This is a genomic window from Pseudomonas simiae (assembly GCF_000934565.1).
Classification (GTDB): Bacteria; Pseudomonadota; Gammaproteobacteria; order Pseudomonadales; family Pseudomonadaceae; genus Aquipseudomonas; species Aquipseudomonas simiae.
The window spans coordinates 1155264-1179667 of record NZ_CP010896.1; the positions used below are offsets into that span (position 1 = coordinate 1155264).

Sequence of the window (24404 nt, forward strand, 5' to 3'; positions counted from 1 at the left end):
ATGTCGCTAAATTTCCCGCTGTTGCTGGTCATCGCCGTTGCCGTTTGCGGCCTCCTGGCGTTGCTCGATCTGGTGTTCTTCGCCCCGCGTCGGCGGGCGGCTATCGCGTCCTATCAGGGCAGCGTCAGCCAGCCCGATGGCGTGGTGATCGAGAAGCTGAACAAAGAGCCCTTGCTGGTTGAATATGGCAAGTCGTTCTTCCCGGTGTTGTTCATCGTGCTGGTGCTGCGTTCGTTCCTGGTGGAACCGTTTCAGATTCCTTCGGGGTCGATGAAACCCACCCTGGACGTGGGCGACTTCATCCTGGTGAACAAGTTTTCCTACGGGATCCGCCTGCCGGTGATCGACAAGAAGGTCATCGAAATCGGTGACCCACAGCGTGGCGATGTGATGGTGTTCCGCTACCCGAGCGACCCGAACGTCAACTACATCAAGCGTGTGGTTGGCCTGCCGGGCGACGTGATCCGTTACACCAGCGACAAGCGCCTGTTCATCAACGGTGAGTCGGTGGCCGAGAAACTGGTCGGCTCCGAGCCGAACAGCCTGGGCAGCGCCGAGCTGTACCAGGAAAAACTCGGTGCGGTGGAGCATGAAATCCGTAAGGAAATGAGCCGCTACCGTGCCCAGCCAGACGGCCAGTGGAAAGTGCCGGCCGGGCACTACTTCATGATGGGCGACAACCGCGACAACTCCAATGACAGCCGGTACTGGGATGACCCCAACATTCCCAAGGACCTGCTGGGCATGGTTCCCGACCAGAATATCGTCGGCAAGGCCTTCGCGGTCTGGATGAGCTGGCCGGAACCCAAACTCAGCCACCTGCCGAACTTCTCGCGGGTCGGGCTGATCAAGTAATACAGGCGGCGCTGTGAACACAGCGCCGAATGCTTTTCTGGGGTGGGGACAAATCGGTCCTGCCTCATGCTGCACCAACCAGGATTTGAATTTGAACACTGCGTCAATCGTCGATGGCCGCCGGTGCCACCAAACAGATATGGGTAAACCGTGAGCGTTTCTCTAAGTCGTCTCGAGCGCCAGCTCGGCTACACCTTCAAGGACCAGGAATTGATGGTCCTTGCCCTTACACACCGCAGCTTTGCAGGGCGCAATAACGAGCGCCTGGAATTTCTCGGTGATGCCATCCTCAATTTCGTCGCCGGTGAAGCTCTTTTCGAGCGCTTCCCCCAAGCCCGTGAAGGCCAGCTGTCGCGCTTGCGCGCACGCCTGGTGAAGGGCGAGACCCTGGCCGTGCTGGCCCGTGGCTTCGGCCTGGGCGAGTACCTGCGCCTGGGCTCCGGTGAGCTGAAGAGCGGCGGTTTCCGCCGTGAATCGATCCTGGCCGACGCCCTCGAAGCGCTGATCGGTGCCATCTACCTCGATGCAGGTATGGAAGCAGCCAAGGAACGTGTCACCGCGTGGCTGACCTCCGAGATCGAAAGCCTCACGCTGGTCGACACCAACAAAGACCCCAAGACCCGCTTGCAGGAATTCCTGCAATCGCGCGGTTGCGACCTGCCACGCTATGAAGTGGTGGATATCCAGGGTGAGCCGCATTGCCGCGTGTTCTTCGTGGAATGTGAAATCACCTTACTGAACGAAAAAAGCCGAGGTCAGGGTGTGAGCCGTCGTATTGCCGAACAGGTAGCGGCCGCTGCAGCACTGATTGCCCTGGGCGTGGAGAATGGCCATGACTGATTCAAACGCAACACGCTGTGGCTATGTTGCCATCGTCGGCCGCCCGAACGTGGGCAAGTCCACGCTGCTGAACCACATCCTTGGCCAGAAGCTCGCGATCACCTCGCGCAAGCCGCAGACCACCCGCCATAACATGCTGGGCATCAAGACCGAAGGCAACGTGCAAGCGGTCTACGTCGATACCCCGGGCATGCACAAAGGTGGCGAAAAAGCCCTGAACCGCTACATGAACAAGACCGCTTCGGCGGCGTTGAAAGACGTCGACGTGGTGATCTTCGTGGTCGACCGCACCAAGTGGACCGACGAAGACCAGATGGTCCTGGAGCGTGTGCAGTACGTCACCGGCCCACTGATCGTCGCGCTGAACAAGACTGATCGCATCGAAGACAAAGCCGAGCTGATGCCGCACCTGAGCTGGCTGCAGGAACAGCTGCCGAACGCCCAGATCATCCCGATCTCCGCCCAGCACGGCCACAACCTGGACGCCCTGGAACGTGTGATCGCCGAGCACCTGCCGGAGAACGAGCACTTCTTCCCGGAAGACCAGATCACCGACCGCAGCAGCCGCTTCCTCGCCGCCGAACTGGTGCGCGAAAAAATCATGCGCCAGATGGGCGCCGAGCTGCCGTACCAGATCACCGTCGAGATCGAAGAGTTCAAGCAGCAAGGCAAGACCCTGCACATCCATGCACTGATCCTCGTCGAACGTGACGGCCAGAAGAAGATCATCATTGGCGACAAGGGCGAGCGCATCAAGCGTATCGGCACCGAGGCGCGCAAGGACATGGAGTTGCTGTTCGACTCCAAGATCATGCTCAACCTGTGGGTGAAGGTGAAGGGTGGCTGGTCCGATGATGAGCGTGCATTGCGCTCTCTGGGCTACGGCGACCTGTAATCGGCCTCCAGTAACACCGCAGGACAAAATGTGGGAGCGGGCTTGCTCGCGAATGCAGTGGATCAGTCACCGGATGCTTGGCTGACCCACCGCATTCGCGAGCAAGCCCGCTCCCACATTGGATAGTCGTTGTTTTCCAGACCGTGTTCCCGCAGCGAGAACCCAATGTCCCAATCCCCCCCCAGCCAGCCCGCCTACGTCCTGCACAGCCGCGCCTACCGCGAGACCAGCGCCCTGGTGGACTTCCTCACGCCCCAGGGCCGCCTGCGCGCAGTATTGCGCAGTGCGCGGGGCAAGGCGGGCACGTTGGCGCGACCCTTTGTGGCCTTGGACGTGGAGTTTCGCGGCAAAGGCGAGCTGAAAAACGTCGGGCGCATGGAAAGTGTCGGCACTTCTGCCTGGCTTAATGGTGAGGCGCTGTTCAGCGGCCTCTACCTCAACGAATTGCTGATTCGCCTGCTGCCCGCCGAAGACCCACACCCGGCGGTCTTCGATCATTACGCCGCCACCTTGCTCGCCCTGGCCGAAGGGCGTCCCCTGGAACCGCTGCTGCGCGCCTTCGAATGGCGTCTGCTCGACGACCTGGGTTACGGCTTCGAACTGGCCAACGACCTGCACGGCGATCCTGTCGCCGCCGATGGCATGTATCGCCTGCAAGTCGACGCCGGCCTGGAGCGCGTGTACCTGTTGCAGCCGGGCCTGTTCCAGGGCACCGAACTGTTGGCCATGAGCGAGGCGGACTGGACCGCACCCGGTGCGCTTTCTGCCGCCAAGCGCCTGATGCGCCAGGCCCTGGCCGTGCACTTGGGCGGACGGCCGCTGGTCAGTCGCGAGTTGTTTCGAAAGCCCTGACAACCCCGTGTATGCTGTGCAGCGTTTCTTTCCCTATTCAGGAGCGCTTCCGTGACCACCAGCAATCGCATTCTTCTTGGCGTCAACATCGACCACGTCGCTACCCTGCGCCAGGCCCGGGGCACCCGTTACCCGGACCCGGTCAAGGCCGCGCTGGACGCCGAAGAAGCGGGCGCCGACGGCATCACCGTGCACCTGCGCGAAGACCGCCGTCATATCCAGGAGCGTGATGTGCTCGTGCTCAAGGATGTGCTGCAAACCCGCATGAACTTCGAAATGGGCGTCACCGAAGAAATGATGCAGTTCGCCGAGCGCATCCGCCCCGCGCACATCTGCCTGGTGCCGGAAACCCGTCAGGAACTCACCACCGAAGGCGGCCTCGACGTGGCCGGCCAGGAAGCGCGGATCAAGGCCGCCGTGGAGCGCCTGTCGAAGATCGGCAGCGAAGTGTCGCTGTTCATCGACGCCGACGAGCGCCAGATCGAAGCCTCGCGTCGTGTCGGCGCACCGGCTATCGAACTGCACACTGGCCGTTACGCCGATGCCACCACGCCGACCGAAGTGGCTGATGAGCTGCAACGCATCATCGACGGTGTGAGCTGCGGTCTCAAGGAAGGCCTGATCGTCAACGCCGGCCATGGCCTGCATTACCACAACGTCGAGGCAGTGGCGGCGATCAAGGGCATCAACGAGCTGAACATCGGCCATGCGCTGGTGGCGCATGCGCTGTTCGTCGGTTTCAAAGGTGCGGTTGCCGAGATGAAGGCCCTGATCCTGGCCGCCGCCAGGACTTAAGCGAACACAGTCTAAAGAACGCTGAAGATCAACAATGTGGGAGCGGGCTTGCTCGCGAATGCAGTGGCTCAGTCAAAGATGTATTCACTGACCTGTCGCCTTCGCGAGCAAGCCCGCTCCCACACTGGATCTTCAGTGTATCCAGAGTCCTGACCACCCAGCTAAACCCTTTGAATTCAGCTGTGCGGCAATGCGAACCCTTACTGTTTAGCGCCCGCGGGTGTATCGTATCTGCCCTTTGCAGGCCTCGTGCCTGCTGCAGATACGTGAGGTTGTTGTGTCCCAATCGTTTTCCCGTCGACAGATTCTCGGTGGCCTTGCCGGCCTGGCAGTAGTCGGTGTGGGTGCCGGTGGCGCCTACCGCTACTGGCTGGGCAAGGTTGCCGATGCCAACGCAGGAAGCGATTACCAATTGATTGCCGCGCCGCTGGACGTGGAACTGGTGCCGGGTCACAAGACCGAAGCCTGGGCATTCGGCCCTTCGGCGCCTGGCACCGAGCTGCGCGTGCGCCAGGGCGAATGGCTGCGAGTGCGCTTCATCAACCACTTGCCGGTCGCCACCACCATCCACTGGCATGGCATCCGCCTCCCGCTGGAAATGGACGGCGTGCCTTACGTCTCGCAATTGCCGGTGCTGCCCGGCGAATACTTCGACTACAAGTTTCGCGTGCCCGACGCTGGGAGCTACTGGTATCACCCCCATGTGAACAGCAGCGAAGAACTCGGCCGCGGCCTGGTTGGCCCGCTGATCATCGAAGAGCGCGAGCCCACCGGTTTCAAATATGAACGCACCCTGAGCCTAAAAAGCTGGCACGTGGACGAAGAGGGCGCTTTCGTGGCCTTCAGCATTCCCCGTGAAGCGGCGCGTGGCGGCACCGCCGGGCGGTTGTCGACGATCAATGGCGTGTCCCAGGCCGTCATCGATCTGCCCGCCGGGCAGATCACCCGCGTGCGCCTGCTCAACCTCGACAACACCCTGACCTATCGCATCAACATCCCGGATGTCGAAGCGCAGATCTACGCGCTGGACGGCAACCCCATCGAGCCGCGCCCGCTGGGCAAGGAATACTGGCTGGGCCCGGGCATGCGCATCTGCCTGGCGATCAAGGCACCGCCTGCCGGTGAGGAACTGTCGATTCGCAACGGCCCGGTGCGCCTCGGTACGTTTCGTTCGGTGGCCAACTCCGATGCACCGACTGCGTGGCCGCCCGCATTGCCCGCCAATCCGATCAGCGAACCGGACCTGGCCAATGCGGAGAAACTCAACTTCAATTTCGAATGGGTTGGCACCGTTTCAGTCGATGACGGCAAGCCACCCAGCCTGTGGCAGATCAACGGCAAGGCCTGGGACATCACTGACAAGACCTGCGCCGACCGCCCGATTGCCAAGCTTGAGAAGGGCAAGAGCTATATTTTCGAATTGAAGAACATGACCCAGTACCAGCACCCGATCCACCTGCACGGCATGAGCTTCAAGGTGATCGCGTCGAACCGCCACAAGGTGATCCCGTACTTCACCGACACCTACCTGTTGGGCAAGAACGAACGCGCCCGCGTGGCGTTGGTGGCGGATAACCCAGGCGTGTGGATGTTCCATTGCCACGTGATCGACCATATGGAAACCGGCCTGATGGCCGCCATCGAGGTGGCGTGATGCGCCAGTTTCGCCCCCCCGCGATCATCGACCGCAGCCGCGACCAGGACTTCATGCGCGAAGCCCTGGCCCTTGCCGCCCAAGGTGCTGCATTGGGTGAAGTGCCCGTCGGTGCAGTGCTGGTGCAGGACGGTGAAATCATCGGCCGTGGCTTCAACTGCCCCATCAGCGGCAACGACCCCAGTGCCCACGCCGAAATGGTCGCCATCCGCGCCGCCGCGCAAGCCATCAGCAACTACCGCCTGGTGGGCAGCACGCTGTATGTGACGTTGGAACCCTGCAGCATGTGCGCGGGCTTGATCGTGCACTCACGGATTGCGCGGGTGGTGTACGGCGCGCTGGAGCCCAAGGCGGGGATCGTGCAAAGCCAGGGGCAGTTTTTTACCCAGGGCTTTCTCAATCATAAGGTGCTGTTTGAAGGCGGCGTGCTGGCCGAGGAGTGCGGCACGGTGTTGAGTGAGTTCTTCAAGGCTCGCCGGGCCAAACCACCACGCTAAAGAACACTGAGGACAAAAATGTGGGAGGGGGCTTGCCCCCTGCCACATTTGGCCCTGTGTTTCTTCAGGGCGATCGGGACTATTTCTTGGCGATGATCACCGCCCGCATTGGCGCCGGCAGCCCTTCGATGGTCTTGCTGTGATCTTCCGGGTCCAGGAAATCGCTGAGGGACTGGTACTTCATCCACTGCGTCCCACGCTGTTCCTCAACCGTGGTCACACTCACATCCACGCACCGTACGTCGCTGAAACCTGCACGCCGCAGCCACAGCATCAAGGCCGGCACCGAGGGCAGGAACCATACGTTACGCATTTGCGCGTAGCGATCTTCCGGCACCAGCACCTGTTGCTGATCGCCTTCCACCACCAGGGTTTCCAGGACCAGTTCGCCGCCTTTGACCAGTGTATCTTTCAGTGCAAGCAGATGCTCGATGGGCGAACGACGGTGGTAGAACACGCCCATGGAAAACACCGTATCAAAGCCTTCCAGGTTCGACGGCAGGTCTTCGAACGGAAACGGCAGGTGCCAGGCCTTGGGCTCGGACAGGTAGCGCTGCACCGCCTGGAACTGGCAGAAGAACAGCCAGTTGGGATCAACGCCAATCACGCTATCGGCGCCGGCGCCGAGCATGCGCCACATGTAGTAACCGTTGCCGCAGCCCACGTCGAGGATGCGCTTGCCCTTCAGGTTCAAGTGCGGTGCAACGCGGGACCACTTCCAGTCCGAGCGCCACTCAGTATCCACATGCACGCCGAATAGGTTGAATGGTCCTTTGCGCCAAGGGCTCAGGCCCATCAGCGCGGTATGCATCTGCGCGCGGGTGTCATCGTCGCAGTGGGTATCGAGTGTCAGGCCGTTGAGCAAATCCACTTCGCTGGGTTGGATCTTTGGCAACGCATCCAGCGCACTCTGCCAGCGCTCCAGGTCGCCATGACCCTTTTCCATCTTGCTATCGAGTTGCGCTTGCAGGCCCTGGGCCCACACGGCCAGGGGAGTGCCGACCAGGTGGCGGGCGAGGGGGGACAGATCAATCATGGCAAGGCAATCAACGAGGCAAAGTTAAGACACTGGAACCATGGCACGACTGTCGAGAACCCGGCCGCCAACAGGCGTTCGCGATGTTCTTCGAGGCTGTCGGGCTTCATGACGTTTTCGATGGCGCTGCGCTTCTGGGCGATTTCCAGTTCGCTGTAGCCGTTGGCGCGTTTGAACGCGATATGCAGGTCGGTGAGCAGCGCATGTTCTTGCGCATCGTTGAAACGCAGCTTCTCCGAAAGGATCAGCGCACCGCCCGGCAACAGCGATTGGCGGATGCGCGAGAGCAGCGCCAGGCGCTCATCGGGCGCGATGAATTGCAGGGTGAAATTCAGCGCGACCACTGACGCCGGCTGAAATTGCAGCGCGAGGATATCGCCCTCGATCACTTCAACCGGCAGCAACTCCTGGAACATCGAGTCCTGGCCATTGAGGTATTCACGGCAACGCTCGACCATCGCCGCCGAGTTATCCACCGCGATCACTCGGCAACCGTCGGTGCGCACATGACGGCGCAAGGCCTGGGTCACTGCGCCGAGGGATGACCCCAGGTCATACAGCACGCTGTTGGGTTGGGCGAACTGCGCGGCGAGTACGCCAAGGTTCTCGACGATGGTCGGGTAACCCGGTACCGAGCGCTTGATCATGTCCGGGAACACCCGCACCACGTCCTCGTTAAAGGCGAAGTCCGGCACCTGGGGCAGGGGCTGGGCGAATAGGCGATCGGGTTCTTTGCTCACGGTTGTTCCGGCGACGAAGGGGGAAAGGCCGGCATTTTAGCCAACTTGGCCCTCATGTGCGCGGGTTGTCTGATGGAAAGCCGAGGCCGTGATGCCCCATTGGCCGAGCCAATACGTCGTGATCAGCAAATACGGCGCTGCATCGAACGCCACCACAAACCGGTTGATGCCGATCAGCGTGTCGGAAAACACGAACGACGCCGCGCCCGCAGCCGCCAACCCTGCCGAACGCTTTGGCACATCGCTGCCTAGCCGGGCCAATGCGCGCCAGAGCATGGCGCTGATTACCAGGGCATACACCACCACTGGAATCAGCAGGTCGCCCAGCCCATGGGAAATCAGGATGCTCAGCAGGATCGCGCCCACGGCCAGCGCCAATACCAGCGGCAGCAGCGCCAAGCGGCGACAGTCACTGAAATAGGCTTTGAGGTAGGCCAGGTGCGCCAACAGAAATGCACCCAAGCCAAAGATGAACAGGTCACCCGGCCAGGCAAGCAGCACATCGCCCACCAGGGAAAAAATCAGCCCCAGGCTGATCCAGCGTCGATAGTCGGTGGGTGGCGCATCATGCAGCCAGCCCAGCAGCGCCAGTACTGGCAGCGGCTTGACCAGCAGGCACAGCAACGTGGCATGGGTGGTCAGGCCGTAGATAAAGGTGCCGGCGCCCATCAACGCAAGAATCAGCCATGGCATATCAGTTCACCGTGATAGCGCAGTCAAAGGTCTCGACGGGTTCGGCTTCCGGCTCCCAGGGTTGTTGGGAGGTCAGGCGCAAACGGCCCTGCCCGGTGGCGAACGCCTGGAAGCGCCAGGTCGACTGGCCGCCGCCACCGATCACGCCGGATTCCGAGCTGCTGTAGACCTCCGGGCTCAACGCACGCAACACGCCGCCGGCGGAGTCCTGGATCGCCCAGCGGTAGCCAGTGGTGGGGTTGCTCGGCAGCGTCAGGATCAGGTTTTGTCCGCTTTTAAGCTGCAGCGGGCAGGCGCTCTGATTGTCCACGGTGACGTTTTGCTTCGGTGCACTGGCGCACGCGGTCAGCAGGGTGAGGCTCAAGGGGAGAAGCAGGCGGGCAGCGATCATGGGGGCTCCGTTGTTGGGCGACGAAGACCGAGCATAACCGAAGATGAGACAAGGTGTGACTGGATGGGAACTTGTGGTGACCGGGCCTGCCCTTTCGCGAGCAAGCCCGCTCCCACCTGTCGACCGCGTACGCGGTCAACATGGAGGAGCGGGCTTGCTCGCGAAGAGGCCGGTCCAGGCGCTACATAACGATCAGAACAGCACTTTGGCCACATCCGCAAATCGCTTGGCAAAGTGCACCGTCATGCCTTCTTTCAGGTACTCCGGCAACTCTTCAAAGCTCCCGCGATTCGGCTCCGGCAAGATCAGCTCATGGATCTTCTGGCGCCGCGCCGCAATCACCTTCTCGCGCACCCCGCCAATCGGCAGCACATGCCCGGTCAGTGTCAGCTCGCCGGTCATCGCCACGCCTTTTTTCGGCGGCTGGTTGCGTGCCAGGGACAGAAGCGCACTGGCCATGGTTACCCCGGCGCTTGGGCCGTCTTTCGGCGTGGCGCCTTCCGGCACGTGCAAGTGCACGAAGGCTTCGTCGAAGAACTTCGGATCACCGCCAAACGACTTCAGGTTCGAGCTGATGTAGCTGTAGGCAATCTCCGCGGACTCCTTCATCACCTCACCCAATTGCCCAGTGAGCTTGAAGCCGCGATTGAGGGTATGGATACGCGTCGCCTCGATCGGCAGGGTCGCGCCGCCCATGCTGGTCCAGGCCAGGCCGGTGATGACGCCGGTGCCGGACAGCACTTGCTCATTGCGGAACACCGGCACGCCCAGGGAGCTTTCCAGGTCCTTGTTGCCGATCTTGATCACCGAGTCCGGCTCATCCAGCAACTTGACCACCGCCTTGCGCACCAGTTTGCCCAGCTGTTTCTCCAGCTGACGTACGCCGGCCTCTCGCGCATAGCCGTCGATCAACGCACGCAGCGCGCCATCGCTGATGGTCAGGGTGTTTTTTGACACGCCGGCTTTTTCCAGCTGTTTCGGCCACAGGTGGCGCTTGGCGATGGCGACTTTCTCTTCGGTGATATAGCCCGACAGGCGGATCACTTCCATACGGTCCAGCAACGGGCCGGGGATGGAGTCCAGGGTGTTGGCGGTGCACACGAACAGCACTTTGGACAGGTCCAGGCGCAGGTCCAGGTAGTGGTCGAGGAATTCGACGTTCTGTTCCGGGTCGAGGGTTTCCAGCAGCGCCGACGCCGGGTCGCCCTGGAAGCTCTGGCCCATCTTGTCGATCTCGTCGAGCATGATCACCGGGTTCATCACTTCCACATCTTTAAGCGCCTGCACCAGCTTGCCGGGCATGGCGCCGATGTAGGTGCGGCGATGGCCCTTGATCTCGGCCTCGTCGCGCATACCGCCGACGCTGAAGCGATAGAACGGCCGCCCCAGGGACTCGGCGATGGATTTACCCACGCTGGTCTTGCCCACGCCCGGCGGGCCGACCAGCAGCACGATGGAGCCGGCGACTTCGCCCTTGTAGGCACCCACCGCCAGGAATTCGAGGATGCGGCTCTTGATGTCATCCAGGCCCGCGTGGTGTTTATCCAACACTTTTCGCGCATGTTTCAGGTCGAGCTTATCCTCGCCATACACGCCCCATGGCACCGACGTGGCCCAGTCCAGGTAGTTGCGTGTCACCGCGTATTCCGGCGAGCCGGTTTCGAGGATCGACAATTTGTTCAGTTCTTCATCGATGCGTTTTTTCGCCTGGGCCGGCAGTGCTTTGCCTTCCAGGCGTTGCTCGAACTGTTCGACGTCCGCACTGCGATCGTCCTTGGTCAGCCCCAGTTCTTGCTGGATGACCTTGAGCTGTTCCTTGAGGAAGAACTCGCGCTGGTGTTCACCGATCTTGCGGTTCACCTCGGCGGACAGTTCTTTTTGCAGGCGCGCGACTTCGACTTCTTTGCGCAGCATCGGCAGCACTTTTTCCATGCGCTTGAGCATGGGCACGCAGTCCAGCACTTCCTGCAACTCATTACCGGTGGCCGAGGTCAGCGCAGCGGCGAAGTCTGTCAGTGGCGATGGGTCGTTGGGGCTGAAGCGGTTGAGGTAGTTCTTCAACTCTTCGCTGTACAGCGGATTGAGTGGCAGCAGTTCCTTGATCGCATTGATCAGCGCCATGCCGTAGGCCTTGACCTCGTCGGTCGGCTCGCTCGGCTGGTGCGGGTATTCGACTTCCACCAGATAGGGCGGGCGGTGGTGCTTGAGCCAGGTTTTGATGCGCACACGGGTCAGGCCCTGGGCCACGAATTGCAGCTTGCCGTTCTCGCGGCTGGCGTGGTGCACCTTCACCAGGGTGCCGTACAGCGGCAGGGCTGAGGTGTCGAAGTGGCGTGGGTCTTCCGGCGGCGTGTCCATGAAGAACAGGGCCAGGGAGTGGTGGTCGGATTTGCTCACCAACTCCAGGGTCTCGGCCCACGGCTCTTCGTTGACGATCACCGGCAGCACTTGCGCAGGGAAGAAGGGCCGGTTGTGGATCGGAATGATGTAGACCTTGTCCGGCAGGTTTTGCCCAGGCAGGGCCAGGCCGGTATTGGACGAGGCGGATTCAGCGTTTTCGGGGTCGGCGTAGTCGTTGAGGTCGTAATCAGGGAATTCTTGCTGGTCGCTCATGGGGCACCTGCATAAGGAAGTATGCAAGTTAGATGGGGCGGGGTAGCGGTGGTTTCAATGGTCGGGTGAAGTTAGCAACAAATTGCATGAATTCAGCTGATTTTGTGCAGGTAGCTCGGCAATGGCTGCTCCGGCAGCACTGACAACACTTTCAACCGCTGCAGCATACGCTGCCGTGCGCGTTGCAAATGCTCGCGCAGGTTCAGCGCCGCTGCGTCAAATGCGCCATGCAACAACAACTCTAGAATCAGCCGATGTTCGGCCAGCATGGCTGGATCGGCGCCGATCCCCAGCAAACGGTAGAAAATCCGGCTGATGATCATCGGGCTCTGTCCTTGGCGAATCAGTGCCGCGATCTTGCGATTCTGCAGGCCGGCTAGGCAGCGCTGGTGCAGGTCCTCCTCGATCTGTTCGATGGCCTCCAAGCTGCAGTGGGGGCTGTCCTGGGCATCGAGCACGCGTTGCAACATGGCCTCCAGCAATTCGCGGTCGAGGTGAGGCGCGCTCTGGCGCAGGGCTTCAGGTTCCAGGCAGGCGCGCAGCTCGTAGTCTTCGGTGACTTCGCGGGCGGTCAGCGGTCCTGCCAGCCATTGAGAGTAGGGCTCTTTTTCCACCAGGCCTCGGTCGCGCAGGCGCATCAGCGCTTCGCGCACCACTGCGCGGCTGACGCCGTAGTGGTCGGCGGCGGCTTGCTCGTCCAGGCGGTAGTGACCGAAGGCAATGCAGGTGGACAGCGCAGCGCCGATTTCCTCGACGATGCGCTCGCCCAGGGGCCGCGTGTCCACCAACTCATCTTCCCCGTTGAGGCCCAAGTGCGCATGGCTCAAGGGTAGGCGCAGCGGTTCCAGCGCCAGGCCTTCGGGGTTGATCAGGTAACCCCGGCCGTTGAAGCGACAGATCAGCCCTTCCTCATGCAGCAGGTCGAGGGCTCGGCGAACCGGCACGCGACTGGTGCCGAACAATTCGGCCAGCGGCGCTTCCAGCAAGACCAGGCCGTGGCGTGCGGTGCCGTTGACGATCGCATCACGCAATACCTGGTGAATCATCGCGTAACGGGAGGCCGAGGCGGACACTGCTTTCATCGCTTTCTCTGGGGCTTGTAGGACGGTGGCCGGGGATTCTCTCATAAGTTGCGCCTGTCACCCTGCGCCACAGCGGCGGCACTTTTTTGGGGCTTGAAATGTGGTGATGTTACTTTTCTGCACCAAAATGTACTTATTAATAAAAGATACATTATTTCATTCGGCACGCTTTCCGGCGTGCTCCCGTCCTTTTTTTGCGCTGTTTAAAACCTTCTATCCCGTAGCTCTGGGCAAAATCCACGGTTTGCGTAGAGCCCGTCAAACAGAGACTGGCACGAAAGCTGCCTTTGTAAAATGTATATTTTATTAATATGTACGTTTTATAAGGGGCAACCTGATGTCAGACGCCACTTCAATGGCCGAGGATTTCGCCAGCGGTCGCAGCGACCCGGTGCAAGTCCTTGAACAGGCACTCGAGAAGGCGAGCCAGGTCCCGGCCGTGTTCATCAGCTTGACTGCCGAGCGCGCGCGCCGGGAAGCTGAAGCCGCTGCCGCCCGTTGGCGCGCCGGCCAGCCTTTGAGTGTATTCGACGGCGTACCCTTGGCCTGGAAGGATCTGTTCGACGTGGCCGGCAGCATTACCACTGCTGGCGCCGCCTACCGCCGCAACGCGCCTGCCGCATTGCTCGACGCACCGACGGTCGGCTTGCTGTGCCGCGCCGGGATGGTCAGCGTGGGCAAGACCAACCTCAGCGAATTGGCGTATTCCGGCCTGGGCCTGAACCCGCATTTCGGCACGCCACACAATCCCCATGGCACTGACCAGCCACGCATTCCCGGCGGCTCGTCGTCCGGTTCAGCCGTGGCCGTCGCTGCCGCAATTGTGCCCATCGCCATGGGGACCGACACCGCCGGTTCCATCCGCATCCCCTCGGCGTTCAACGGCCTGGTGGGTTACCGCAGCAGCAGCCGACGCTATAGCCGCGACGGCGTGTTCCCCCTGGCCCACACCCTCGACAGCCTGGGTCCGCTGACGCGCAGCGTGCGTGATGCCCTGGCCATCGACGATCTGCTGCATGGCCGTCGCCAAACGCACATCGCCCGCAGCCTCAAGGGCCAGCGTTTTGTGTTGGCGCAGCAAGATGTCGAACCCGCTGTACGCAACAACCTGCTGCGCGCAGTGGAGCAACTCAAGGCCCACGGCGCGTTGATCGAAGAACGCGAGTGCCCGACCTTCCAGGCCACCTTGGACCTGATCAAGCACCATGGCTGGCTGGGTTCCTTCGAAGCCTTCGCCTTGCACGAAGCCTTGCTCGACAGCCCCGACGCCGAACAACTCGACCCCCGTGTACGCCGCCGCCTCGAAGCCGCGCGCGCGCTGCCGGCCAGCCAACTGCTCCACTTGTTCGACGCCCGTCGCCGCCTGCAACAGCAATTGATGGCCGACCTCGACGGCGCCCTCCTGATCACCCCCACCATCGCCCATGTCGCTCCGGCGTTGGCACCGCTGGAAGCCGATGACGAGCTGTTCGTCAAAACCAACCTCGCCACCCTGCGCCTGACCATGCCCGGCAGTTTGCTCGACATGCCGGGCGTGACCCTGCCCAGCGGCCGTGATGCCCAGGGCCTGCCCACCGGGCTGCTGCTCAGCGCCCCGACGGGGGAAGACGCTCGCCTGTTGCGCGCGGCGCTATCCGTCGAATCCGTACTCAACGTTTAAGGAGACACATCATGGCTAAAGACATTCTCTGTGCATTCGGCGTCGACGTTGACGCCGTCGCCGGCTGGCTCGGTTCCTACGGCGGCGAAGACTCGCCGGACGACATCTCCCGTGGCCTGTTCGCCGGCGAAGTCGGCGCGCCGCGCCTGCTCAAGCTGTTCGAACGCTATGGCCTGCGTACCACCTGGTTCATCCCTGGCCACTCGATGGAAACCTTCCCCGAGCAGATGAAGGCCGTGGCCGACGCCGGTCACGAAATCGGTGTGCACGGCTACAGCCATGAAAACCCCATCGCCATGACGGCCGAGCAGGAAGAAATTGTCCTGGATAAATCCATCGAGCTGATCACCCAAGTCACCGGCAAGCGCCCGACGGGTTACGTGGCGCCGTGGTGGGAATTCAGCAAGGTCACCAACGAACTGCTGCTGAAAAAAGGCATCAAGTACGACCACAGCCTGATGCACAACGACTTCCATCCCTACTACGTGCGCAAGGGCGACAGCTGGACCAAGATCGACTACAGCCAGCACCCCGACACCTGGATGAAACCCCTAGTGCGCGGCGAAGAAACCGACCTGGTGGAGATCCCGGCCAACTGGTACCTCGACGACCTGCCGCCAATGATGTTCATCAAGAAAGCCCCCAACAGCCACGGCTTCGTCAACCCGCGTCACCTCGAAGAAATGTGGCGCGACCAGTTCGACTGGGTGTATCGCGAACACGAACACGCCGTGTTCACCATGACCATCCACCCCGACGTCTCCGGCCGTCCGCAAGTGCTGCTGATGCTTGAGCGCCTGATCGAACACATCCAGAGCCATGCCGGTGTGCGCTTCGTGACCTTCGACGAAATCGCCGACGACTTCATCCGCCGCCAACCCCGTACCTGACACACCCCACCTGTAGCAGCGGGCTTGCCCGCGGAAACCGTCAACGATGACGCGGGCATCCTGGATGAACGCGGTGTCGAGGCGTTCTTCGCGAGCACGTTCGCTCCTACGGAGGGCCACTAACCCTTGAGGCGCGACCCATGTCCATCTACAACAAGCTTGACCTGACTGGCTGGAAACCCCGGCAACTGACGTCCAAGGAGGTGCGATTTGCCACCTGGATCGCGTTTTTCGCCTGGGTGTTTGCGGTGTATGACTTCATCCTGTTCGGCACCTTGCTGCCGGAGATCGGCCGGCATTTTGGCTGGGGTGAAGTGGAGCAAGCTGAAATCGCGACGTGGGTGGCGGTCGGCACGGCGGTGGTTGCGTTTGCCATCGGCCCGGTCGTGGACAAATTGGGGCGGCGTACCGGCATTATCTTCACGGTGGCCGGCTCCGCGCTGTGCTCGGCACTCACCGCGATCGGCGGTGCGTGGGGCAAGTCGCCGCTGATTCTGATCCGTTCGTTGGGTGGCTTGGGGTATGCCGAAGAAACCGTCAACGCGACGTACTTGAGTGAGTTGTATGGCGCCTCGGAAGATCCGCGACTGACCAAACGCCGTGGTTTTATCTATAGCCTAGTGCAAGGCGGCTGGCCGGTGGGGGCTTTGATTGCCGCCGGGTTGACCGCGCTGTTGCTGCCGATCATTGGCTGGCAGGGCTGCTTCATCTTCGCCGCGATCCCGGCGATTGTCATCGCGATCATGGCGCGCAAGCTCAAGGAGAGCCCGCAGTTCCAGATCCACCAGCGCATCAGCGAACTGCGTAAAAGCGGCGCAGTGAAGGAAGCGCAAAACGTTGCCGTGACCTACGGCGTGGACTATGACGAACACAGCAAGGCCGGCCTCAAGGCCGCGTTCCGGGGCCCGGCGCGGCGCGCCACGTTAGTGATCGGCGCGGCACTGTTGCTCAACTGGGCGGCGATCCAGGTGTTCAGCGTGCTCGGTACGTCGGTGATCGTCAGCGTGCACCATATCTCGTTCGAGAATTCGTTGATCATCCTGGTGCTGTCGAACCTGGTGGGTTACTGCGGTTACCTCAGCCACGGCTGGATGGGTGACAAGATCGGCCGTCGCAACGTGATTGGCCTGGGCTGGATGCTCGGCGGCCTGTCGTTCGCCGGGATGCTGTTTGGCCCGAGCAATATGCCGATGGTAGTCGGGCTGTACAGCCTGGGCCTGTTCTTCCTGATCGGTCCATATTCGGCGGCGTTGTTCTTTATCAGCGAGAGTTTCCCCACCAGCATCCGCGCCACTGGAGGCGCAATCATCCACGCCATGGGGCCGATCGGTGCGGTGGTTGCAGGCTTTGGCGCAACCCAGGTGTTGTCTGCCGGCAGCGACTGGCAGACCGCCGCGCTGTGGTTCGGTGCGCTGCCGTGTTTCCTGTCCGGCGCCTTGATGTTTGCCGCACGCCATGTGCGCCCGGAAACCGTTCAGTAAGGAGTGTGTGATGAGCCGTAAAGTCGCCTTGATTACCGGTGCCGCCAGCGGCATCGGCCAAGCCCTCGCCGTGGCCTATGCCCGTAACGGCGTGGCGGTGGTCGGCGGGTATTACCCGGCCGATCCCCATGACCCGCAGACCACCGTCAGCCTGGTAGAAGAGGCCGGTGGCGAGTGCCTGATGCTGCCGTTGGACGTGGGTGACACCGCTTCAGTCGATGCCCTGGCCGCGCAAGCCATCCAGCATTTCGGTCGACTGGATTACGCCGTGGCCAACGCCGGCCTGCTGCGTCGCGCACCGTTGCTGGAGATGACCGACGCGCTGTGGGACGAAATGCTCAACGTCGACCTGACGGGGGTGATGCGCACCTTCCGCGCGGCGACCCGGCACATGCAGGAAGGCGGTGCGCTGGTGGCGATTTCGTCGATTGCCGGCGGTGTGTATGGCTGGCAGGAGCACAGCCATTACGCGGCGGCCAAGGCCGGCGTGCCGGGGTTGTGCCGGTCGCTGGCGGTGGAGTTGGCGGCCAAGGGCATCCGTTGCAATGCGGTGATCCCAGGGTTGATCGAGACGCCGCAATCGCTGGATGCGAAGAACTCGTTGGGGCCGGAAGGCTTGGCGAAAGCGGCGCGCGCGATTCCGTTGGGCCGGGTAGGGCGGGCGGATGAAGTGGCGTCTCTGGTGCAGTTTTTGACCAGTGACGCATCGAGCTATCTGACCGGGCAAAGCATCGTCATCGACGGTGGCCTGACCGTGCGCTGGCCCGATTGACTGTACCCACATCAGAACTGTGTTTGTCTCGGGAGAATTTACATGCCCCAACTCATCCACCGCCGCGCCGTCATCACCGGCGCCGGCAGCGGCATCGGTGCCGCCATCGCCCATGCCTACGCCACTGAAGGCGCGCGCCTGGTACTGGCCGACCGCAACGCCGCCAGCCTCGCGGAAACGGCGATCACCTGCCGCAACCTCGGTGCCGAGGTGTTCGAGTGCCTGGCTGACGTCGGCACCGTCGAAGGCGCCCAGGCCAGTGTCGATTGCTGCATCGAACACTTCGGCGGAATCGATATCCTGGTCAACAACGCGGGCATGCTCACCCAGGCACGCTGCGTCGACCTGTCCATTGAGATGTGGAACGACATGCTGCGTGTCGACCTCACCAGTGTGTTCGTCGCCAGCCAGCGCGCCTTGCCGCACATGCTCGCGCAACGTTGGGGGCGGATCATCAACGTCGCGTCGCAACTAGGTATCAAGGGCGGCGCCGAGCTGACCCATTACGCCGCAGCCAAGGCCGGGGTGATCGGTTTCACCAAGTCCCTGGCCCTGGAAGTGGCCAAGGACAATGTGCTGGTCAACGCCATCGCGCCAGGCCCGATCGAGACGCCGCTGGTAGGCGGTATCAGCGACGACTGGAAGCGCGCCAAGGCCAAGGAACTGCCCCTGGGTCGCTTCGGTCTGGCTGATGAAGTTGCGCCAACGGCGGTGCTGCTCGCCAGCGAGCCCGGTGGCAACCTGTTCGTCGGCCAGACCCTGGGCCCGAACTCCGGCGATGTCATGCCATGAGTGGGGTGTAGCCATGTGCGGACTCTGCGGACTGCTTGGCGAAGACCTGCACTGGAGCGATCCCCTGGGCGATGAACTGCCCCGGCGCCGCGAACGCCTGCGCCGGATTGCTGCGATAAACCAGGTGCTGGCAGTGTTCCGGCTCAAGGTCGAAGATTTCCAGGGCGCGTCGTATTTGCTGTTGGGCGCCACCGGCAAACAGGCGCTGGCCAGCGGCCTGGATCAACTCTGGCAGGCGGCCGAGAGCATGCTCGGCCGCCCGCTGGACCCCCTCGACCCCCACTTGCTGGATCACCTGGACTTGTAGGCGCCCGGCTTGCCGGCGATGGCATTCTGAAGGACGCCATCGCCGGCAAGCCGGGCTCCTACAGGGGCATCATTGAGGTAGTAAACAATGAGCATGGCTCTGAATGTGATCACCGGCTTCCTTGGCAGCGGCAAGACCACCTTGCTCAAGCGCCTGCTGCAAGGCGAAAGCCTGGGCGACACCGCGCTGCTGATCAACGAATTCGGCGATGTTGGCATTGACCACCTATTGGTGGAAGAGGTGGCACCGGACACCGTATTGTTGCCCAGCGGATGCGTGTGCTGTTCGATCCGTGGCGAGTTGAAAGACGCACTGCTCGGCCTGCTGCAGCGTCGCGAACGGGGTGAAATTCCGGCCTTCAAGCGGGTGATCCTGGAGACCACCGGCCTGGCCGACCCGGCACCGATTCTTGCCACCTTGAACAACGACGTGCAACTGCGCGGGCGTTTCCATGTTGGCTTGGTGATTACCCTCGTCGATGCCAGCCACGCCTCTGTGCAAGAACGCCTGCACCCGGAATGGCTGGCGCAAGTGGCGGCGGCGGATCGCCTGCTGCTGAGCAAGACCGATCTGGCCGGCGATTGCACGGCGTTGCGCGCCCATTTGCAGGCGCTGAATGCCGGCACGCCGATTCTCGATACCCACGAGATCCACAGCGGCGATCAACTGCTGCTCGGCGAAGGCCTGCGCAGCCCCGAACCCGCTGTGGAGGTCAGTCGCTGGCAACTGCATCGCACCACCACCGCCACCCACGGCGCCGCACAAGTGTGCAGCCTGACCTTCGACCAGCCCCTGGACTGGGTGGGGTTCGGGGTGTGGTTGTCGATGCTGTTAAGATGCCACGGCGAACGGATCCTCCGTGTCAAAGGGCTGCTCAACGTGAACGCCAGTAACGCCCCCATCGTCATTCATGGTGTGCAGCATTGCCTGCATGCGCCGGTGCACCTGCCTGCGTGGCCGGGCAGTGATCGGCAATCGCGCCTGGTGTTTATCCTGCGCGGCCTCGACCCCGAACTGTTGCGACGTTCCTTCAACGTGTTTTCACGACGGTTTGCGGCATGATCACGTTAAGAGTCCTCGGTACTTCGGTCACCCTGCTTGAATGCTTGCGCGTGCGCGCTGAGCAGGAGCTGGGCATTCGCCTGATCTATCAGGTGCACGACGTCGAACAGGCCCAGCGTATCGCGGTGATGCAACCCGACAGCTACGACCTGTACGACCAGTGGTTCCACAACGTTGACTTCGTGTGGCCGGCCCGGGCGATCCAGCCCATCGACACCCGACGCATCGCGCTGTGGCACGAAATCAATGATCTGCCCAAGCGCGGTCGCCTGTCACCCGATGACCGCTTGGGCAGCGGCAGTGTGCCCAGTGAACGGTTGTTCGTGCAGCACGATGGCAGCCTCGGCAGCACGGTCACCGACCGCATCAGCATGTTACCCCTGACCCACAACGCCGACAGTTTCGCCTACCGCCCCGAACGGTTGCCCGAAGGCTTTTGCCACGGTAACGAAAGCTGGGGCTGGCTTTTGGACCCCGCTTGGCGTGCGCGCACGGCCTTGCAGAGTGACGCCGCCATCGGTGCGTTGGATGCGGCGTTGGCGGTGCAGGGCGCGGGACTGGCGAGCTTCAGGGACATCGGCAACATGAGCATTGAAGAGATCGACGTGCTTGCTGACATCCTGGTGCGCAAGCAGAAGGAGGGGCACTTTGCGGCGTTCTGGTCCGATGATGAAGAGGCCGCGCAATTGATGCTCAGCCCGAGTATCGATATCCAGAGCCTGTGGTCGCCGACCTTGATGCGGCTGCATCGCGCGGGGGTGAAATACCGCTTGGCGGTGCCGCGTGAAGGGTATCGCGCGTGGTTTGGTGGGTTGTCGTTGTCGCGGCATGCCAAGGGCGCAGTGTTGGATGCGGCGTATGCGTATTTGAATTGGTGGTTGTCGGGGTGGCCTGGGGCGGTGATGGCGCGCCAGGGTTACTACATTGGGAACCCGGCGCGTACGCGGGATCACTTGAGCAGTGCGGAGTGGGATTATTGGTACGCGGGGGAGCCGGCGCGGGAGGAGTTGCTGGGGAGTGATGGGTTGCCGTTGATTGATGTCGGGGAAGTGCGGGATGGGGGTTCTTATGAGCAGCGTATGGGGCATATTGCGGTGTGGAATTCGGTGATGGATGAGCATAATTATTTGGTGCGGCGGTGGGGGGATTTTATGCGGGCTCGCTGTCTTTGATTGATTGATTGATTGATTGATTGATTGATTGATTGAGTACATATCCGTTTCTTTGGTAACGGCGACTATGGGTTCCGCTCTTACAGCGGGTCACTTTTTGAAGAGCGCAAAAAGTAACCAAAAACGCTTCGCCCCAACACTCGGTGCCTCACCTAGGCTCGGCATGCCCTCACTCCGGCTTGTTTGACGGGGCGCCCCAGATCAAAAGCAAAAGCGCGGCGGCCTTAGAGCCGACCGGTTTGGGGAGGCGTACGCGGTCAAATGTGGGAGCTGGCTTGCCTGCGATGGCATCACCGGGGTGTGCCTGCGGTACCGAGTCGTTCGCATCGCCGGCAAGCCAGCTCCTACAGGTAACAGCCTTTGATCCAACCACTCGGGCTGGCTGTCAGGGCGCCGTGCTTTTGTTTTTGCTTTTGCTTTGCTTTTGATCTCAGGCGCCCCGTCAAACACGCTGGCCGGAATTCGGCAGGGATTTGGGGGGTAAACCGGCAGGGATGCCGGCTTAGCCGCCCCGCGCCATGGATGGCGCGTGGCGGCGGCCCCCCAAATCACTGTCGGATTACGGGCACACCGAGCGTGAGCGAGGTGCCGAGTGTTGGGGCAAGAGCCTTTTGGTTACTTTGGGGCTTTTCCAAAGTGACCCGCTGTAAGAGCGGAACCCATAGTCGCCATAACCTAAATAAAGGATATGTACTCAACCCCGCGTCCCCCCCCGAGCCGCCGAGCCCTTCAGTCAACCCATTGTCGCCAAAAAACCGCCACAAAACTCCCCGTTTTTATTGGGTGCACTTAACCCTACTCCCAGCTAATCTCCTAAAACCTAATATCCACTCAAAATAGATGTTTTTTTGACGCCAGGTCAGCGGTCGCAGGGAATGCACATGACAAAGGGACGTAGTGGCAGAGAGAGGCGAACGCTGCCAGAGGGCACTGCAATGAGGTGGCGCCATACGTTCCAAACCCGCATTGCCGGGGTGCTGGCTCTGTTGCTGCTGGTGGTCGTCGCCGCCACATATTTCGCCGTCAAGACCGCCACCACCCGCGCCGTGGAAAACCAGGCGCGAGTCCAACTGCAAACCGGCAGCCAGGTATTCGAGCGCCTGCTCGACCTGCGCGGGCGTCGCCTGCAGTACGGCCTGGACTGGCTGACCGCCGATCTCCCATTCAAACATGCCGTGGCCGAAGGCAAGACCGGGCCGGTTCTCGCTGCATTGCGTCGCCACGGCACGGGCATCCGTTCCAGCGAAGTGTTTGTACTGGGGCTGGATGGCAAGGTCATGGTCAGCACCTTGCCAATCTTCGTGCGCGGTCAGTCTTTTCCCTATGACGACGCCTTGCGCCACGCCCGGCGTACGGGCCTGCAGATGCTGATCGTGGCCCTGGATGGGCGGCCCTATCTGTTGGTGCAGCGCGAAGTGATCGACGATTTACCCATTGCGCGCGTCGTCATGGGCTTTCCCATGGATAAGCTGTTCGCCAGTGAGCTGCGCTCCATGAGCAACCTGGAGGTGTCGTTCCTCAGCGTGCAAAATGACACGCCCGGCCCGCTGTTCAGCACCCAGCCGCAGGCTTACCAGGCCGGTACGCTTAGCCTGTTGCGCGAAGGGCATGTCGACCCCGAACCGAAAATCCATATGTTCTACGGTCAGCGTGTGCTCAGCCTGGTATTGCCGCTGGCCAATACCGGCAATGGCGATGAAGTGCGTGTGCTGCTGCAAAGCCCGCTGGACCATGCCCTGGAATCCTTTGCACCGCTGGACCGGCAGTTCCTCGGGATTGCCCTGGCGGTGCTGCTGGTGTCGTTGGCCGCCGCGTTGTTTCTGGCGCGACGGGTGTCGCGCCCGCTCAACGCCCTGGTGCAGGCGGCCGAGCGTATCGGCGCCGGTGATTACCGCACGCCGGTGCGCGTGCGCAGCCACGATGAATTCGGTCTGTTGGCCCGCGCTTTCAACGCCATGCAAAGCGGTATCGCCGTGCGCGAGCGGCAATTGGCGCACAACGCGCTGCACGACCCGCTCACCGGCCTGCCCAATCGGGCCCTGGCCATGGAGCGCCTGGGCAGCGCGATCAGTGCGCGCCGGCCGGTGGTGTTGCTGTACCTGGGGATCGAGAACTACCGGGTGATCAACGAAGGTTTCGGCCCCCAGGGCGTGGAAGAGATGCTGCGCGAAGCCAGCCGTTGCCTGTCCATCAGCCTGTTGGCCAGTGATACGGCGGCGCGTATCGCCGGCAGCGAATTCCTGCTGTTGTTGGAAAACACCGAGGTTGACCGCGCTGTGGCCCGTGCCGACCGCCTCTACGCGCTGCTCACCGAGCCCCAGCGCATCGGCAATGACGAACTGCGCCACGAGGTGAGCATGGGGATTGCCGCCTACCCGGCAGACGGCCAGCAAGTGGAAGAGTTGATCAGCCGCGCCGCCATCGCCCGGCATGACGCGGCCAGCCTGCCGGGGCATTTGCAGATCTACCAGCAGGACCGCGACCTGGCCCATCAACGCCAGATCACCTTGATCCGCGACCTGCGGCGTGCCGCCATCGAGGGCGAATTGTTCCTGTGTTACCAGCCCAAGCTCGACCTCAAGCACGGCCATGTATGCCAGGCCGAAGCCTTGTTGCGCTGGCAGCATCCGACCCTGGGCCAAGTCTCTCCCGTCGAATTCATCCCCCTGGCCGAACGTACCGGCAGCATGCGCAGCCTGACGCTGTGGGTGATCGAAGAAGCCATCCGCCAGATCGCCGAGTGGGCGCAGCGCGGCATGCTGATCCAGCTGTCGGTGAATATTTCAGTGGACGATCTGGCTGATGATGACCTGGCGATTCGTGTCACCGCGCTCTTGATGACGTACCAGGTGGAGGCCGAGCAACTGATTTTCGAGATCACCGAGAGCGCGATCATGCACAACCCGCAACAGGCGCTCAGCGTCCTGGAGCAACTGCGCGGCTGCGGTATCAGCCTCTCGGTGGATGACTTTGGCACCGGCTATTCGTCCCTGGCGCAATTGCAGCGCCTGCCGGTGCAGGAGTTGAAGATCGACCAGTCCTTCGTGCGCAACCTCGACAGCACCAGTGGTGACGGGGTGATCGTGCGCTCCACCATCGAGATGAGCCATAACCTTGGGCTCAAGGTGGTGGCCGAAGGCGTGGAATTCGCCCCCAGCCTGAAACTGCTCAAACAATGGAATTGCGACACCGCCCAGGGTTATCTGATCAGTCGGCCGTTGAATGCGATGGCGTTCGAGATGTGGATGCGCCGGGAGCGGGTGCCGCTTTAACCGGCATAAAAAAGGCGGCTACCTTCACAGGTAGCCGCCTTTGTTTTACCGCC

The 24404-nt window shown here is 61.9% G+C and carries 22 protein-coding genes; 16 read left to right on the plus strand and 6 right to left on the minus strand.

From position 1 onward, the window contains the following. The 7 genes from lepB (at position 1) to tadA (ending at position 6388) form a co-directional block, all read left to right on the plus strand. Positions 1 to 855, plus strand: a complete 855-nt coding sequence (lepB, locus tag PF1751_RS05175) for a signal peptidase I (protein WP_010212881.1) — start codon at positions 1 to 3, stop codon at positions 853 to 855. 150 nt (positions 856 to 1005) lie between these two features. After that, positions 1006 to 1695, plus strand: a complete 690-nt coding sequence (rnc, locus tag PF1751_RS05180) for a ribonuclease III (RefSeq protein WP_010212880.1) — start codon at positions 1006 to 1008, stop codon at positions 1693 to 1695. Continuing rightward, the gene (gene era, locus PF1751_RS05185; protein ID WP_010212878.1) at positions 1688 to 2590 is read left to right on the plus strand and encodes a GTPase Era; all 903 of its coding nucleotides are present in this window, start codon (positions 1688 to 1690) and stop codon (positions 2588 to 2590) included. The genes rnc and era overlap by 8 nt, the downstream gene beginning before the upstream one ends. Positions 2591 to 2755: 165 nt before the next feature. Next, entirely contained in the window at positions 2756 to 3442 is a 687-nt protein-coding gene (gene recO / locus PF1751_RS05190) for a DNA repair protein RecO (RefSeq protein WP_021491823.1), read from the plus strand. 51 nt (positions 3443 to 3493) lie between these two features. Further along, a complete protein-coding gene (gene pdxJ / locus PF1751_RS05195; RefSeq protein ID WP_021491822.1) occupies positions 3494 to 4237 on the plus strand; it encodes a pyridoxine 5'-phosphate synthase in 744 nt (247 codons plus the stop codon). A gap of 277 nt (positions 4238 to 4514) precedes the next feature. Then, positions 4515 to 5891: a multicopper oxidase family protein gene (locus PF1751_RS05200; RefSeq protein WP_029529236.1), complete on the plus strand. Its 1377-nt coding sequence runs from the start codon at positions 4515 to 4517 to the stop codon at positions 5889 to 5891. Next, entirely contained in the window at positions 5891 to 6388 is a 498-nt protein-coding gene (gene tadA / locus PF1751_RS05205) for a tRNA adenosine(34) deaminase TadA (RefSeq protein WP_010212871.1), read from the plus strand. Before PF1751_RS05200 ends, tadA begins: the two co-directional genes overlap by 1 nt. 79 nt (positions 6389 to 6467) lie before the next feature. Here tadA and cmoB read toward each other — a convergent pair whose 3' ends face one another. The 6 genes from cmoB to PF1751_RS05235 form a co-directional block, all read right to left on the minus strand. Then, on the minus strand, positions 6468 to 7424 hold the full coding sequence (gene cmoB, locus PF1751_RS05210; protein ID WP_010212870.1) for a tRNA 5-methoxyuridine(34)/uridine 5-oxyacetic acid(34) synthase CmoB: 957 nt from the start codon (positions 7422 to 7424) through the stop codon (positions 6468 to 6470). Further along, positions 7421 to 8164, minus strand: a complete 744-nt coding sequence (gene cmoA, locus PF1751_RS05215) for a carboxy-S-adenosyl-L-methionine synthase CmoA (protein ID WP_010212868.1) — start codon at positions 8162 to 8164, stop codon at positions 7421 to 7423. Before cmoA ends, cmoB begins: the two co-directional genes overlap by 4 nt. 36 nt (positions 8165 to 8200) lie before the next feature. Continuing rightward, entirely contained in the window at positions 8201 to 8857 is a 657-nt protein-coding gene (locus PF1751_RS05220; RefSeq protein ID WP_042571702.1) for a lysoplasmalogenase, read from the minus strand. A gap of 1 nt (position 8858) precedes the next feature. Continuing rightward, positions 8859 to 9248 (minus strand): protease inhibitor I42 family protein, encoded by a 390-nt coding sequence (locus PF1751_RS05225; protein WP_042571703.1) that lies wholly within the window; start codon positions 9246 to 9248, stop codon positions 8859 to 8861. Between the two features lie 192 nt (positions 9249 to 9440). Next, entirely contained in the window at positions 9441 to 11861 is a 2421-nt protein-coding gene (gene lon, locus PF1751_RS05230; protein WP_010212861.1) for an endopeptidase La, read from the minus strand. Between the two features lie 92 nt (positions 11862 to 11953). Then, positions 11954 to 12943: a GntR family transcriptional regulator gene (locus tag PF1751_RS05235; RefSeq protein ID WP_042571704.1), complete on the minus strand. Its 990-nt coding sequence runs from the start codon at positions 12941 to 12943 to the stop codon at positions 11954 to 11956. Between the two features lie 337 nt (positions 12944 to 13280). On the opposite strand from PF1751_RS05235, the gene PF1751_RS05240 reads away from it, so the two are divergent. The 9 genes from PF1751_RS05240 (at position 13281) to PF1751_RS05280 (ending at position 24351) form a co-directional block, all read left to right on the plus strand. Then, the gene (locus tag PF1751_RS05240; RefSeq protein ID WP_044286684.1) at positions 13281 to 14603 is read left to right on the plus strand and encodes an amidase; all 1323 of its coding nucleotides are present in this window, start codon (positions 13281 to 13283) and stop codon (positions 14601 to 14603) included. 11 nt (positions 14604 to 14614) lie between these two features. Next, on the plus strand, positions 14615 to 15493 hold the full coding sequence (locus PF1751_RS05245; protein ID WP_010212857.1) for a polysaccharide deacetylase family protein: 879 nt from the start codon (positions 14615 to 14617) through the stop codon (positions 15491 to 15493). Between the two features lie 140 nt (positions 15494 to 15633). Beyond that, complete coding sequence (locus PF1751_RS05250) at positions 15634 to 16974, plus strand: MFS transporter (RefSeq protein ID WP_010212856.1); 1341 nt, start codon at positions 15634 to 15636, stop codon at positions 16972 to 16974. 10 nt (positions 16975 to 16984) lie between these two features. After that, positions 16985 to 17746: an SDR family NAD(P)-dependent oxidoreductase gene (locus PF1751_RS05255; protein WP_042571706.1), complete on the plus strand. Its 762-nt coding sequence runs from the start codon at positions 16985 to 16987 to the stop codon at positions 17744 to 17746. Between the two features lie 42 nt (positions 17747 to 17788). Next, complete coding sequence (locus PF1751_RS05260; protein WP_010212852.1) at positions 17789 to 18538, plus strand: SDR family NAD(P)-dependent oxidoreductase; 750 nt, start codon at positions 17789 to 17791, stop codon at positions 18536 to 18538. 13 nt (positions 18539 to 18551) lie between these two features. Next, positions 18552 to 18845: a hypothetical protein gene (locus PF1751_RS05265; protein WP_021491815.1), complete on the plus strand. Its 294-nt coding sequence runs from the start codon at positions 18552 to 18554 to the stop codon at positions 18843 to 18845. A gap of 87 nt (positions 18846 to 18932) precedes the next feature. After that, positions 18933 to 19907, plus strand: coding sequence for a CobW family GTP-binding protein (locus PF1751_RS05270; RefSeq protein WP_038452746.1), 975 nt, complete (start codon positions 18933 to 18935; stop codon positions 19905 to 19907). Further along, positions 19904 to 21079, plus strand: coding sequence for an ABC transporter substrate-binding protein (locus tag PF1751_RS05275; RefSeq protein ID WP_021491813.1), 1176 nt, complete (start codon positions 19904 to 19906; stop codon positions 21077 to 21079). The genes PF1751_RS05270 and PF1751_RS05275 overlap by 4 nt, the downstream gene beginning before the upstream one ends. 935 nt (positions 21080 to 22014) lie before the next feature. Further along, positions 22015 to 24351, plus strand: coding sequence for a putative bifunctional diguanylate cyclase/phosphodiesterase (locus tag PF1751_RS05280; RefSeq protein ID WP_021491812.1), 2337 nt, complete (start codon positions 22015 to 22017; stop codon positions 24349 to 24351). The last annotated feature ends 53 nt before the right edge of the window (positions 24352 to 24404 follow it).

Coding starts and splice junctions, on each gene's coding strand:
- lon (WP_010212861.1), bottom strand. CDS start 11,861: ATGAGCGACCAGCAAGAATTCCCTGATTACGACCTCAACGACTACGCC.
- era (WP_010212878.1), top strand. CDS start 1,688: ATGACTGATTCAAACGCAACACGCTGTGGCTATGTTGCCATCGTCGGC.
- PF1751_RS05260 (WP_010212852.1), top strand. CDS start 17,789: ATGCCCCAACTCATCCACCGCCGCGCCGTCATCACCGGCGCCGGCAGC.
- PF1751_RS05240 (WP_044286684.1), top strand. CDS start 13,281: ATGTCAGACGCCACTTCAATGGCCGAGGATTTCGCCAGCGGTCGCAGC.
- PF1751_RS05250 (WP_010212856.1), top strand. CDS start 15,634: ATGTCCATCTACAACAAGCTTGACCTGACTGGCTGGAAACCCCGGCAA.
- lepB (WP_010212881.1), top strand. CDS start 1: ATGTCGCTAAATTTCCCGCTGTTGCTGGTCATCGCCGTTGCCGTTTGC.
- PF1751_RS05220 (WP_042571702.1), bottom strand. CDS start 8,857: ATGCCATGGCTGATTCTTGCGTTGATGGGCGCCGGCACCTTTATCTAC.
- PF1751_RS05245 (WP_010212857.1), top strand. CDS start 14,615: ATGGCTAAAGACATTCTCTGTGCATTCGGCGTCGACGTTGACGCCGTC.
- cmoB (WP_010212870.1), bottom strand. CDS start 7,424: ATGATTGATCTGTCCCCCCTCGCCCGCCACCTGGTCGGCACTCCCCTG.
- PF1751_RS05280 (WP_021491812.1), top strand. CDS start 22,015: ATGAGGTGGCGCCATACGTTCCAAACCCGCATTGCCGGGGTGCTGGCT.
- PF1751_RS05255 (WP_042571706.1), top strand. CDS start 16,985: ATGAGCCGTAAAGTCGCCTTGATTACCGGTGCCGCCAGCGGCATCGGC.
- PF1751_RS05275 (WP_021491813.1), top strand. CDS start 19,904: ATGATCACGTTAAGAGTCCTCGGTACTTCGGTCACCCTGCTTGAATGC.
- PF1751_RS05225 (WP_042571703.1), bottom strand. CDS start 9,248: ATGATCGCTGCCCGCCTGCTTCTCCCCTTGAGCCTCACCCTGCTGACC.
- PF1751_RS05235 (WP_042571704.1), bottom strand. CDS start 12,943: ATGAAAGCAGTGTCCGCCTCGGCCTCCCGTTACGCGATGATTCACCAG.
- recO (WP_021491823.1), top strand. CDS start 2,756: ATGTCCCAATCCCCCCCCAGCCAGCCCGCCTACGTCCTGCACAGCCGC.
- PF1751_RS05265 (WP_021491815.1), top strand. CDS start 18,552: ATGTGCGGACTCTGCGGACTGCTTGGCGAAGACCTGCACTGGAGCGAT.
- tadA (WP_010212871.1), top strand. CDS start 5,891: ATGCGCCAGTTTCGCCCCCCCGCGATCATCGACCGCAGCCGCGACCAG.
- PF1751_RS05270 (WP_038452746.1), top strand. CDS start 18,933: ATGAGCATGGCTCTGAATGTGATCACCGGCTTCCTTGGCAGCGGCAAG.